The 12,222-nt window shown below is 67.2% G+C and carries 10 protein-coding genes and 1 pseudogene; 5 read left to right on the forward strand and 6 right to left on the reverse strand.

The window, feature by feature from the left end; all coding sequences use genetic code 11:
* Nucleotides 1–68: 68 nt before the first annotated feature.
* A complete protein-coding gene (locus ACQPWU_RS04890) occupies nucleotides 69–1,058 on the forward strand; it encodes a zinc-binding dehydrogenase (protein ID WP_433437180.1) in 990 nt (329 codons plus the stop codon).
* Between the two features lie 132 nt (nucleotides 1,059–1,190).
* Here the strand turns inward: ACQPWU_RS04890 and ACQPWU_RS04895 are convergent.
* Nucleotides 1,191–1,298 (reverse strand): annotated as a pseudogene (locus ACQPWU_RS04895) (site-specific integrase); the annotation flags it as partial.
* A gap of 270 nt (nucleotides 1,299–1,568) precedes the next feature.
* Nucleotides 1,569–1,787: a hypothetical protein gene (locus ACQPWU_RS04900; RefSeq protein WP_433437182.1), complete on the reverse strand. Its 219-nt coding sequence runs from the start codon at nucleotides 1,785–1,787 to the stop codon at nucleotides 1,569–1,571.
* Nucleotides 1,788–2,168: 381 nt separating this feature from the next.
* On the opposite strand from ACQPWU_RS04900, the gene dnaE reads away from it, so the two are divergent.
* Both dnaE and ACQPWU_RS04910 read left to right on the forward strand, forming a co-directional pair.
* Nucleotides 2,169–5,723 carry a DNA polymerase III subunit alpha gene (gene dnaE, locus ACQPWU_RS04905; protein ID WP_433437184.1) on the forward strand — a complete coding sequence of 1,185 codons (3,555 nt, stop codon included), beginning with the start codon at nucleotides 2,169–2,171 and terminating at the stop codon, nucleotides 5,721–5,723.
* Nucleotides 5,724–5,746: 23 nt separating this feature from the next.
* Nucleotides 5,747–6,070, forward strand: a complete 324-nt coding sequence (locus tag ACQPWU_RS04910; protein WP_433437186.1) for a DUF6300 family protein — start codon at nucleotides 5,747–5,749, stop codon at nucleotides 6,068–6,070.
* A gap of 58 nt (nucleotides 6,071–6,128) precedes the next feature.
* Here ACQPWU_RS04910 and ACQPWU_RS04915 read toward each other — a convergent pair whose 3' ends face one another.
* On the reverse strand, nucleotides 6,129–6,749 hold the full coding sequence (locus ACQPWU_RS04915; RefSeq protein ID WP_433437188.1) for a C39 family peptidase: 621 nt from the start codon (nucleotides 6,747–6,749) through the stop codon (nucleotides 6,129–6,131).
* A 325-nt stretch (nucleotides 6,750–7,074) separates the two neighbouring features.
* On the opposite strand from ACQPWU_RS04915, the gene ACQPWU_RS04920 reads away from it, so the two are divergent.
* The gene (locus ACQPWU_RS04920) at nucleotides 7,075–8,214 is read left to right on the forward strand and encodes an NAD(P)/FAD-dependent oxidoreductase (protein ID WP_433437189.1); all 1,140 of its coding nucleotides are present in this window, start codon (nucleotides 7,075–7,077) and stop codon (nucleotides 8,212–8,214) included.
* A 145-nt stretch (nucleotides 8,215–8,359) separates the two neighbouring features.
* Here ACQPWU_RS04920 and ACQPWU_RS04925 read toward each other — a convergent pair whose 3' ends face one another.
* From ACQPWU_RS04925 to ACQPWU_RS04935, 3 genes are all read right to left on the reverse strand, one after another.
* Nucleotides 8,360–8,935, reverse strand: coding sequence for a YdeI/OmpD-associated family protein (locus tag ACQPWU_RS04925; protein ID WP_433437191.1), 576 nt, complete (start codon nucleotides 8,933–8,935; stop codon nucleotides 8,360–8,362).
* Nucleotides 8,936–9,053: 118 nt separating this feature from the next.
* Entirely contained in the window at nucleotides 9,054–9,899 is an 846-nt protein-coding gene (locus ACQPWU_RS04930; RefSeq protein ID WP_433445154.1) for a helix-turn-helix transcriptional regulator, read from the reverse strand.
* A 148-nt stretch (nucleotides 9,900–10,047) separates the two neighbouring features.
* On the reverse strand, nucleotides 10,048–10,950 hold the full coding sequence (locus ACQPWU_RS04935) for an SDR family oxidoreductase (protein WP_433437193.1): 903 nt from the start codon (nucleotides 10,948–10,950) through the stop codon (nucleotides 10,048–10,050).
* 52 nt (nucleotides 10,951–11,002) lie between these two features.
* Between ACQPWU_RS04935 and ACQPWU_RS04940 the strand changes: the two genes are divergently transcribed.
* A complete protein-coding gene (locus ACQPWU_RS04940) occupies nucleotides 11,003–11,596 on the forward strand; it encodes a TetR/AcrR family transcriptional regulator (RefSeq protein ID WP_433437195.1) in 594 nt (197 codons plus the stop codon).
* Nucleotides 11,597–12,222 lie beyond the last annotated feature (626 nt).

Genomic DNA, 12,222 nt, shown 5'->3' on the forward strand with positions numbered 1-12,222 from the left:
CGACAGTGGATGCATGCGCGATGAGATCTTCGGTGTCGCGACAACCCATGTCTCCGAGGTGGTGTGAGATGAGTATGACCATGCGAGCGGCGGTCTGTGTCAGGACCGGTGGCCCGGAGGTGCTCGAGATCCGTGAGCTGCCGGTACCGGCGGTTCGGGAGGGCTGGAGCCTCGTGCAGGTGAAGGGCGCGGGCTTGAACCGGTCGGAGCTGAGGACCCGCCAGGGGCATTCCCCGAGTGTGACGTTCCCGCGTGTGCTCGGGATCGAATGTGTGGGAATCGTGGCAGCCTCGACCGATCCCGAGTTGCCGGACGGGACGACCGTTGCGGCGGTGATGGGTGAGATGGGCCGGGAGTTCGACGGCGGCTATGCGGAGTACGCGTTGCTGCCGAACTCGCTGCTGATGCCGATCACCACCACGCTGCCCTGGGACGTCTTGGCCGCGCTACCTGAGACGTACTTGACCGCGCAGGGCTCGCTGGACGCGTTGGGGGTCGTGCCGGGTGGCCAGGGGCGGTTGCTGATCCGTGGCGGGACGTCGTCGGTGGGGATGGCGGCCGCGTCGATCGCGGCCGGCTACGGTGTCGAGACCGCGGCCACGACCCGGCGGCAAGGCAAGGTCGACGCGTTGACTGGGGCCGGCGTCGACCACGTGCTCGTCGACGCCGGGGGACCGCTGACGGCGAGCCTGCACGCGGTCTGGCCCGAGGGTCCGGACTATGTTCTGGATCTCGTCGGGGCGCGCACGGCGGTGGACTCGCTGCACCTGGTCCGTCGTGGCGGGGCGGTGTGTGTGTCGGGCTCCCTCAGTGGGTGGCTGATCCCCGACTTCGAGCCGATAGCGATGATCCCGTCCGGAACCAAGCTCACGGCTTTCCACAGCGACGACTTCAAGGGCAGCGCGGGCGCGACCGTGCTGCAGCGGATCGTCCACGAGGTCGAGGCCGGCGTCTATCGACCCAACGTCGATCGTGTCTTCGGCCTGGACGACATCGTTGCGGCCCACCGGTACATGGAGAACGACCAAGCCACCGGGAAGCTCGTCGTGGTGCCCTAGGTGACCGTTTGCACCAGTCGCGTAGCTGGGTGCGCGGTCGTCCTCGCAGGTTCCATCGGATCTTGCTAACAGGAGAGCGCTGGAGATGGCTTCGGTCGCGGCGCGGCGGTCCTCTTCAACGAGGTGTCCGTAGACGTCCTTGATGATCGCGATGCATGCGTGGCCGAGGACTTCGGAGACGAGGTGGAGCGGGGTTCCCCGGGCGAGCATGAGCGACGCGCCGGAGTGCCGGAGCTCGTGCGGGTGCCGGTGTCCGCGCTGGGGGTGTCAGCGCTCAGGTGACCAAGTCGCTACAGCTCGGATTGTTCACCCCGTCGAGCCTCCCGTTCCTTCCACTCACGGCGTTGCGCCGCTCGCTCCGCTGTCACGCGTGCGTGCCGCGCCCGATCCAAGTCCCTTGCACTCGGTTGCCTGTGCTTCTCATGCCTGATCGCCAGCCGAACCGACCAATAAATGATGAAGAAGAGCACGACTGCCGGGACAGCCCAGTTCAGCAGCAGGAAGAAAATCTCAGCCACGGGAGCCGCCCCGGCCCTTCCCCCGCCGCTTGATGGACCAGGCGGCAAGGACGCCCGTGAGCGCGAGGGCCACGTACGCGGCCATCTTGTACGGTCCCACCTCGAAGGGGTCCTCACCGTCGGCGCGGGCCAAAGCGAGCAATTCGAAGGCGGTACCCACCACGAGGAGCTGTCTTACTGCGAAGGCGGCAGGCGCCTTGAAGAGGGGCACGCGGCGATTATGGCTTGCCGCGTACATCACATCCAAGACCAGCCTCCGGCGGGGATCTCCGGCTCCGGGAGCAGCACCACGGGGCCGCTGCGGTGCGTAAGTGGCTGAGGTGGGGGCCTGCTCTCCCGCCCGTCGCCGGTGGCCATCGGCCTGGACGCGAAGGGCCCCGACCTGCCGAGAGAGTCTGACTCCCGCGTACACGCTGGACGTGAGCTGTAGCCCGCGGATCCATGCGCATTTGAGCTGGTACAACGCGCGGCATTGCAGGCTGGCAACAGTCCGAAACAGGGTGTCTGTCGCTTGCTGCCTAAGCCCCAACAGCCCATCGGACGGAATAGGCTCTTGCGGCAGTCGGGCCGGGGCGCAAGGTAAGGGGAACGGGTGAGCAAGTCCTTCGTGCATCTGCACGTGCACACCGAGTACAGCATGCTGGACGGAGCGGCCAAGATGAAGCCGCTGTTCAAGGAAGCCGAGCGGCTGGAGATGCCAGCCATCGCGATGTCGGACCACGGCAACATGTTCGGTGCGTACGAGTTCCAGTCGGTGGCCAAGGGCAGCGGTGTCAAGCCGATCATCGGGATTGAAGCGTACGTGGCGCCGGGGTCACGGTTCTTCAAGAAACCGGTCTTCTGGGGCTCGCGAGCGGAGACCGGTGTGGCCGATGGAGAAGGCGGCAAGGACGTCTCCGGCGGCGGCCGGTACACCCATATGACCATGTGGGCCAAAGACGCGGACGGGCTGCGTAACTTGTTCCGGCTCTCGTCGCTTGCCTCGTTCGAGGGCTACTACGGCAAGCCGCGCATGGACCAGGAGCTGGTCGCCCAGTACGGGAAAGGGATCATCGCCACCACCGGCTGCCCGTCCGGGGCCGTCCAGACCCGGTTGCGGCTCGGCCAGTACGACGAGGCGGTCAAGGTCGCCGGCGAGTACCAGGAGATCTTCGGCAAGGAGAACTACTTCCTGGAGCTGATGGACCACGGCATCGACATCGAGCGGGAGGTCCGGGCCGATCTCCTCAAGCTCGCCAAGCAGCTCAACATCCCGCTGCTGGTCACCAACGACTCCCACTATGTCACCGAGGACCAGGCCGACGCTCACGACAGCCTTCTGTGCGTCGGCGTGGGCAAGAACAAGGATGACCCGAACCGGTTCCGGTTCAACGGATCGGGCTACTACCTCAAGAGCGCCGATGAGATGCGGGCGCTGTTCCCCGAGTTGCCCGAGGCGTGCGACAACACCCTGCTGGTCGCGGAGATGGTCAGCGACTACAGCGACGTGTTCAAGCTGGTCGACCGGATGCCGGACTACCCGGACGTGCCCGAGGGCGAGACGCAGGAGTCGTGGCTGCGCAAGGAGGTCGAGGCCGGGCTGGCGATGCGGTACGGCACGCCGGTCCCCCAGGAGGTGCAGGACCGGTACGAGACCGAGATGAAGGTCATCGGCCCGATGGGGTTCTCCTCCTACTTCCTCGTGGTCGCGGACATCTGCCGCTACGCCCGCGAGAACGGCATCCCGGTCGGCCCCGGCCGAGGAAGCGCCACCGGGTCGATCGTCGCCTATGCCACCCGCATCACCGAGCTCGACCCGCTGGAGCACGGCCTGCTGTTCGAGAGGTTTCTCAACCCCGAGCGCATCAATCCGCCGGACATCGACCTCGACTTCGACGACCGCCAGCGCGACCGCATGGTGGCCTACGTCACCGAGAAGTACGGCAGCGAAATGACCGCGCAGGTCAACACATTCGGCACGATCAAGGCCAAGGCCGCCGTCAAGGACGCTTCCCGGATCTTGGGCTACCCCTTCGCGATGGGTGACCGCATCACCAAGGCGATGCCGCCGGATGTCATGGGCAAGGGCGTCCCGCTGGCGGACATGTTCAACCCGGACCACGCCCGCTACAACGAGGGCACCGAGATCCGCGCCCTGTACGAGTCCGACAACGACGTACGCAAGGTGATCGACACCGGCCGCGGCATCGAAGGACTTATCCGCGGCACCGGTGTGCACGCGGCGGCGGTCATCCTGTCTTCGGACCCCCTGCTCGACCTGATCCCCATGCACATGCGGGACAAGGACAAGGTGATCATCACCGGGTTCGACTACCCGTCGTGCGAGAACATGGGCCTGGTCAAGATGGACTTCCTGGGTCTGCGGAACCTGGGCATCATCGACCACGCGATAAAGATCATTAAACAGAACCGGGCCGTCGAACTCGACACCCAGACCATCCCGCTCGACGACGAGACGACCTACAAGCTACTCGCCCGTGGTGACACTCTCGGCGTGTTCCAGCTCGACGGCGGCCCCATGCGGCAGCTCCTCAAACTGATGGAGCCGACCCGATTCGAGGACATCGCCGCCGTGCTCGCCCTGTACCGGCCGGGTCCGATGGCGGCCAACGCGCATACCAACTACGCGCACCGCAAGAACGCGCGCCAGGACATCGAGCCGATCCACCCCGAGCTGAAGGACGCCCTGGAGCCGATCCTGGGTACCACCTTCCATCTGCTCGTCTACCAAGAGCAGATCATGGCCGTCGCCCGGGAACTGGCCGGCTACACCCTCGGCGGCGCCGACATGCTGCGCCGGGCCATGGGCAAGAAGAAGAAAGAGGTCCTGGACGCCGAGTGGGACAAGTTCTCGGCCGGCATGCGCGGCAATGGCTATTCGGAGGAAGCGATCAAGGCGCTGTGGGACGTCATGGTGCCCTTCTCCGGCTACGCGTTCAACAAGTCGCACACCGCCGGGTACGGCCTGGTCGCCTATTGGACCGCCTACCTGAAGGCCAACTACCCCGCCGAATACATGGCTGCTCTGCTCACGTCGGTGGGCGACGACAAGGACAAGGCCGCGGTCTACCTGGCTGAGTGCCGCAAGATGGGTATCCAGGTCCTGCCTCCGGACGTCAACGACTCTCAGCTCGACTTCGTGGCGGTCGGCGACACCCAGGTCCGGTTCGGGCTCGGCGCGGTCCGCAACGTCGGCGCGAATGTCGTCGAGGGCATCGTCAAGGCTCGCAAAGAGAAGAGCCGCTACGGCGACTTCAACGACTTCCTGGCCAAGGTGCCGCTCACGGTCTGCAACAAGCGGGTCATCGAATCGCTGATCAAGGCGGGAGCGTTCGACTCCCTCGAACACCCGCGCAAGGGCGTGCTGATGGTCCATGAGCAGGCTGTCGAGTCGGTCATCGACATCAAGAAGAACGAGGCTCACGGCCAGGACTCGTTGTTCGGCGGGATGGACGACACCGGCGACGACACGGCGTTCACGATCGCCATCCCCGACATGGAGTGGGACAAGAAGACCAAGCTCGACTTCGAGCGGGAGATGCTGGGCCTGTACGTGTCCGACCACCCGCTGGCCGGCACGGAACGGCTCCTGGCCCGCAATCGGGACACCACGATCGCGGACCTGCTCGACAGCGGCCGGGATGACCGCGGCGACGTCAGCGTGTGCGGCATGGTCACGAAGGTGGACAAGCGGGTCAACAAGGCCGGCAACGTGTGGGCGATCGTCACGGTCGAGGACATGGACGCCGCGGTGGAGTGCCTGTTCTTTCCGAAGTCGTACGAACTGTACGGGCCAGAGCTGCGCGAGGACGCCGTGATGGCGGTGCGCGGGCAGATCAACAACCGCGACGGCGCCATCTCGATCTTTGCCCAGGACCTGACGTTGATCGACGTCTCCGGCATCACCAGCGAGTCCGGGCATCCCGTCACGATCCAGGTACGGGAGGAACGTCTCACGCAGCAGGCCGTGGAGGAGCTTCGCAACGTGCTGAAGCTGCACCAGGGCAGCGTGCCCTTGCGGATCAACGTGCGGCAGTTGTCTGGGAAGACCGTGGTGTGTGCCGTGCCGGAGTTCTCGGTCAACGCTGAACCGAGCTTCGCCGCTGACGTCAAGCAACTGTTCGGCCCGGAAGCCATCTCACTGTGACTGAACGGCGGCGGATTGACATCGTGACCGCCCAGGAACCCTCGTCCTGCCCGCGTTGCCGTCGAGAGGGGTTGCTGCTCGTGCGCGTGCCGTACGGCTGGACGAACGCGGAAGGCACAGCAGTGGACGGTCGGAATGGTGTCGTGCTGTGCGCGGCGTGCGACGCCCAGGCGCCGCACGCCGCTCCGCTGTTCACGTGGTTCCACGTGAACAGCGGCGTGGAGCGCGAGACCAGCGAGGAGTTCGTCCGGCTGCTGGTGGCATGGGCCGAGAGTGCATCCGTTCCGCCCTTGGATGAAGGCAGGTTGGACGAGGAGATCAGCCTCTGGCGCAGCGGAAGCCTCTGACGCCCGGAGCCGGGTAGCCGAAACAGGCCGATCGGGTACGGCAGAGACGAGGAGATCGCTAGGAGGGCAGGCCGATCACGATGCCTCGTCCAGCGAAGAAGCGCTTCAGATCAGCCTTCTTGATCAAAGCGTGCTGCTGGGTCTCACCCGGTATCCCCGAGGGATTGTGCAGCGTCATGTGCTCTCGGCCGGCTCCCGTCGCAAGAACGAGATGACCGCCCGTGGACAGGGGTGTGCGATCCGGCCAACGGATCCACTTGTGCACGGAGATCATCACGAGCCGACCTCGGTGAACCTCCTCAGCCACATCGTCCAGCGTCAACTGAGGACGGACCTCCACCGGGATATCCCATCTACTCGTCACCCATTCGGCGAATGGCGCATAGATAAGACCTCGCAGCCCTTCGCCGTCGCGGACGTACCCACCATGCTCCATGCACTCAACGGCGAGCGGTACAGGAGATGGAACCGGTAGCCCGTGAAACGCCAGCACCATCCGCAAACACGCCATCCCGCAGATCCGTCCCGCCCACCAGGCGTATTCCTCAGGGGAAGCCGCCCCTGATGCCGGCCAGCACGGGTCATCGACTGCGGACATTCGTCCACCGACGATCTCGGGGATCAGTTCTGGCGATTCCCACTGAGCGAAGTACGGCACGTCATGCATGGTGGTGATCACGAGTGAACCGTAGCGTGGACCGGACGGATGTCGTTCGAGGCAGTCCGGAGCAAATCGCCTGTATGAGCGTAAGGGGTTTCAACGACGGGAGTCGATCGTCGACCGCGAGGATGTCGCCGTGCGAGGTGTCTCTCGCCACCGCGTTCGGCCGCCGCAGATCATCTTCCCCACCGAAGGGGCGCCCGTGAGGGGCCGACGAGTTCACCGTGAGGCTCCCGGCAGAGGAGCAATCCACGGTCCCGAGTGTGGCGACGGTGTGGAGGTACTGGGCGGGTCGTGTGCAAACGGTCGCACGGGTGGGGCATCGCCCCTACCGTCGCAGGATATGCAGACAGTGGATGTACTGGTCGTGGGTGCGGGCCTGGCCGGCCTGCGTACAGCACGCCTGCTCGCGCAACGGGACCTGAATGTGATGGTGGTCGACCGCCGCAGGTCACTGTCGGCGGGCATCCGCACGACCGGGATCTTCGTGCGTCGCACGCTCGATGACTTCGATCTGCCGGACCATCTGCTCGGGCCCGGTGTCCGGGACGTGCTGCTGTATCCGCCGTCGCGGCGGGCACCGATCCGACTCACCAGTGACCGGGACGAGTATCGCGTGGCCGACATGGCGGCCGTCTACGAGCACGCGCATCACGCGGCGGAGTCGGCCGGGGCACGGGTCGTCTTGGGCGTACGGTATGTCGACGCGTCGATGGGTTTTGTACGGTTCGCGGGTGCGGAACCGGTGATGGCCCGGTTCATCGTCGGCGCGGACGGTGCTCGCTCCCGAGTGGCCCGTGATCTCGGCCTTGATGTCAACCGGCGCTTTCTCGTCGGTGCCGAGATCGTCCATCCGATCGCGTCGGGCACGACCACCCCGGCGTTCCACTGCGTGCTGGATCCTCGGGTCGCTCCGGGATACCTGGGGTGGGTCATCGACGACGGCCGGCATGCGCATGTTGGCGTCGCGGGATATCCGGACGCGATGCGCACCGGCATCCGCCACCTGCTGGACGCTTTCGCCGCGGACGCGCCCGGCCGCGCGGCGCCGGCTGGTCCGGTCGAGCGCCGAGGTGGTCCGATCCCGGTCGGCGGTGTGCTGCGACGGTTGGCGTGCCCCGCCGGACTGCTCGTCGGAGATGCGGCGGGCGCGGTGTCGCCGCTGACGGCCGGTGGGTTGGACCCCTGCTTACGCATGTCCGAACTGGCCGCGGCGGTCGCCGCCGGATACGTGCGCACTGGCGACCAAGGCATGTTGAGCCGGTACGACGGGCACGCGTTGCGGAGCCGATTCCGAGGCCGCCTGTTGCTGCGCCGCGTGTTCGCCGGCATCCGATCACCCGCCGCGGCAGAGGCGGCGGTGACCGTGCTGCGCGGCCGTGCTGGTCGTGCCTTGGCGGCGCGGATCCTGTTCGGCGACGGCTCGTTTCCGGTTGTCAACCCACGGCTCGTGGACCAGGCGATCGACCGCCCATGCCAGTAACGCCCGGCCGGTCCGCCTGTGACGGATCGGGCGCGGCGCTTCCCACTGCCTGCGGAGTTCGAGCCCCCGCAGGGGTGACCCTCTGCGTTGCCTGGATCTGGCTCCGTGCGAGATCAGCTCGGCAGAACCGGCCTGGGACGTCGGCTCAGGGATAGATCTTCTTCTTTTCCGCCAGCATCGCCACGTACTTATCGATCCGCCGAATTCTGGTCTCAGGTTTCTTGGCGTCCTGGATGCGGTACAGGATCGCGAAGCGGTTCTGGCTGTCCAGCGTCGCGAAGAACTCCGCCGCAGCCGGGTTCGCGGCGAGTGCCCCGGCCAGGTCGTCTGGCACTGAGGCGGTCTTCGCGCCGTCGTATGCGGCGTCCCAGCGCCCGTCCCCCTTCGCGCGTTCGACCTCGGCCCACCCCGGCGGTCGCATCCGACCCTGTTCGATCAGCGCCTCGGCCTTATTGCGGTTGATCTTCGACCACCTGCTCTTCGGCCGCCGCGGGGTGAACCGCTGCAGCCAGTGCTGGTCGTCGAACTTGCCCTTCTGCCCGTCGATCCAGCCGTAACAGAGAGCCACCTCGAGGGCTTGGGCATAGTCCAGGGCCACAACCCCCGGCGCCTTCTTCCTGAGCTTCAGCCAGATACCAGGTGAGGAAGCGTGGTGTCCGTCGAGCCAGGCCTCGAAATCCTCGGCGGATTCAAATGAAAGGGGCGTCAAGTCTTCAGCCACTCCAGCAGTGAACCACATCGCCGATGCCGGCACGGGGGAGCCGGGTCTGCCTACCTCAGGCCGCCTCTTGCCTTCGACGGTTTCGCCGTGACCGCCTGGTAACGATCCCTTCCTTGAACTAGGCCCGGTTGAACCGGGCTCCCCAGTTGTGGATCTGGTCGAGCGATTCGGGCGGGTCGAGGACGCGGAAGTCGGCGCCGAGCACGCCCAGCGCCATGGTCGGCCAGTTCAGAGAGTCGGTGGTCATGCGCACCCGGCAGTGCCCGGCGTCAACCTCCTCGACCGTGAACCACCTGCCGATCCGTTCGCGCACGGTCGCGGCCGGGGCGTCGACCAGGACCTCCACCCGGTACGGGCGGGTCAGGTTGTCCAGGCCGGCGCGGACGAACTCGGCGGCGTCGGCGGCGGGCAGGTCACGAGGCCGGAACCGGGAGCCGGTGCCCTGTGGCGCGGTGAGCTGGTCGACCCGGAAGCTGCGCCAGTCGTGCCGGGTGAGGTCGTAGGCGACCAGATACCAGCGGCGCCCGAGACAGACCAGTCGATGTGGTTCGGTGTGCCGGTCGCTCCGCTCGCCGTCGGCGGCCGTGTAGGAGAAGCGGAGCTGTTCGCTGTCCCGGCAGGCCAGCGTGACCGCGGTGAGTACGCCCGGGTCGACGTCCGCCCTGGCCGGGCCGGCCCAGCCGGCGGGCACGGTCATCGCGCGCAGCGCGTCGATCCGGCGCCGCAGCCGGACCGGCATCACCTGCACCACCTTGGCCGGCACCCGCACCGAGGACTCGGCGATGCCCTCCACCGCGCCCTGCGCGGCGGCCTGCAGTCCCACGGCCAAGGCGACCGCCTCCTCGTCGTCGATCACCAACGGTGGCAGCGCCGCACCCGCGGCGAGCTGGTAGCCGCCGTCCACGCCGCGCTGCGCCTCGACCGGATAGCCCAGCTCGCGCAGCCGGTCGATGTCCCGGCGCAGAGTGCGGACCGAGAACTAAGGCGGCGCCGACCAGGCGGTGGAAACGAGGAAGCGCTTGAGCACTAGGGGGCTCCAGGGTCGGGGGTGGAACGTGACACACGTGTGACGATGTGTCCGCATCCGGCCAAGAGACCCTAGATTTCAGGAATCAGCCGCTGCTCGCTCGAACGTGGGTGGTGGTCTTCGGGTAGTACGGGCGGAGGGCGGCCGCACTGATGCGGTCGAGCATCCGGTCCGGCAGTACCCGCGACAGGCGGGTGAGTACGGCCGCGTCACGGCCGATGGTGTAGCGCGTGCGAGGCTTCCTGGCGGTCACGGCCTTGGCGATCACCCGGGCGGCATCGTCGGCGGACTTACCGCTCGCGGTGCCCGCGGCGGTCAACGCGATGACCGCCTGGACCAGCGGCCCGTAGCGATCCCGCAGTTCCGGTGACATGGCCTCGGCCAGCCGACCTGTGGTGGCGATGCCCCGGTCGCCCATCTCCGTGCGGACCCCGCCGGGCTCGACGACCACCACCCGCACACCATGCGGCGTCACTTCCCGGCGCAGCGCGTCGCTGACCGCCTCCAGAGCGAACTTCGTGCCCGCGTAGGGGCCGAAGGTGGCCATGGCGACCCTCCCGCCGACCGAGCTGATGTTGACCACCCGGCCACAGTGGCGCAGCAGGGCGGGCAGCAGTGCCTGGGTGACGGCGACGTGGCCGAACAGGTTGACCTCGAACAGCCGGCGCCACTCGTCCAGCGGCAGGGCCTCGACGGGGGCGTTGACGGAGATGGCGGCGTTGTTCACCAACGCCCGCAACGCACCTGTCTGCGAGCCGACGCGGGCGGTCAGCTCGGCGATGTGGTCGGGCCGGGTGATGTCGAGGATGACCGGCTCGACGCCCGGGGTGCGGAGCGTGTCGGCGTCCTGGTCGCGGCGGACGCCGGCGAGGACGTGGAATCCCCGGCGGGCCAGCTCGCGGGCGGACGCCGCGCCGATCCCTGTCGAGGCTCCGGTCACGACGACGCAGCCGCGGTTTTCCAGCGTAGTTTCAGATGACGTTGTCACCTTAACAAGGGTGGACCTCTCAGATGACAGTGTCAACTGTATAGTGATCGGCATGGTCAGCCGAGTGGAATCCGCCGCCGCGACACGACGCGCCCTGCTGGACGCGGCCGCTGCCCTGCTGGACATCGGCGGTCCGGGCGCGGTGACGTTGCGCGAGGTCGGGGCGCGCGCGGGGGTCACCCGCGGGGCGCCGTACCGGCACTTCCCCGACAAGGACAGCCTGCTAACCGCCGTAGCGACCGAAGCCCTGGACCGGCTCGCGGATCAGGCAAAGGTCGTGCGCGCCGATCCGCAGGCACCCCCGGCCGACAAGCTGCAGCGCGCCCTGTCCGCGCTGATGACGATCGGCCGCCGTCAGCCGCACCTGTACCGGCTGATGTTCGCCGCCCCGGCCGGCGACCCGGCCGCGGTCCACGCGGCGACCCAGGCGGGCGACCGCGCCCAGGGCGAGTTCTTCGCCATCGTCGGCGATCTGGTCGGCGCCCAGGACACCCGTCGATACGCAGCGCTGCTGTTGACCAGCGTGCACGGGATCACGGACATGGAGGTTAGCGGACACCTGTCCGCGGACAAGTGGCACATCACGGCCGAGGAGCTCGTCTCGACCCTGGTCTCCATGATCGACCGGCAGACCCGCAGCGGGTAGCCGTGCGGGAGCGGCAACGCACCGCCTTCCCGGGGTCCCACTAGCAACGGGAAATTTTCAACGAAGTTGAGTCTGACCTGCGGTAACGGAGGAGATTGACCGCCTGTGGCGGGCTGATGATCACTGCCGCTACGTTCGTTCCAGCTTTGTCTGGTACGGCACGTGGAGTGGTGCGTTGTCAGAGAAGATGTTCTCCCTGGCGTCACACCTGCTGCCGGACTGACGACACCCACACCGTCATCCCCCGACCGGGCGAACATGTGCGGCAGGTCATAGGCGCACACCTGGTTCGTCACCATTGACCCGGTGACGCGCGGACCCCGGTGCGCCCTTGGCTGCCGCGCATCACGGAGCCATGGTGGCGGCCCGCAGCGACGTGACGACGGCGTCACGTCCGGGGTTCGGCGCGCCCGCGGACCCGCCATCGACCCGCCCACCTACCAAGCCATCGGCAGCATCAACATGCTCACAAGCGGTCCTGACACCACCACCCCCCCAGCGGCGTTGGATCTAGGCGATGTTCGCCGAGGCGACCGCGGTGCGGAGCGGCGAGCATGAATGCAGCGTCCCGAAACGGCCGCAACACCGCAAGAACGCGAGTGGGGCGGGCCATGGTCGTCCGGCCC

Source organism: Nonomuraea sp. CA-141351 (assembly GCF_050944675.1).
Lineage (GTDB): Bacteria > Actinomycetota > Actinomycetes > Streptosporangiales > Streptosporangiaceae > Nonomuraea.

Bases quoted from the DNA above. Each gene is read 5' to 3' on its own strand.
- ACQPWU_RS04890 (WP_433437180.1), top strand. From the start codon at position 69: ATGAGTATGACCATGCGAGCGGCGGTCTGTGTCAGGACCGGTGGCCCG.
- ACQPWU_RS04920 (WP_433437189.1), top strand. From the start codon at position 7,075: ATGCAGACAGTGGATGTACTGGTCGTGGGTGCGGGCCTGGCCGGCCTG.
- ACQPWU_RS04940 (WP_433437195.1), top strand. From the start codon at position 11,003: ATGGTCAGCCGAGTGGAATCCGCCGCCGCGACACGACGCGCCCTGCTG.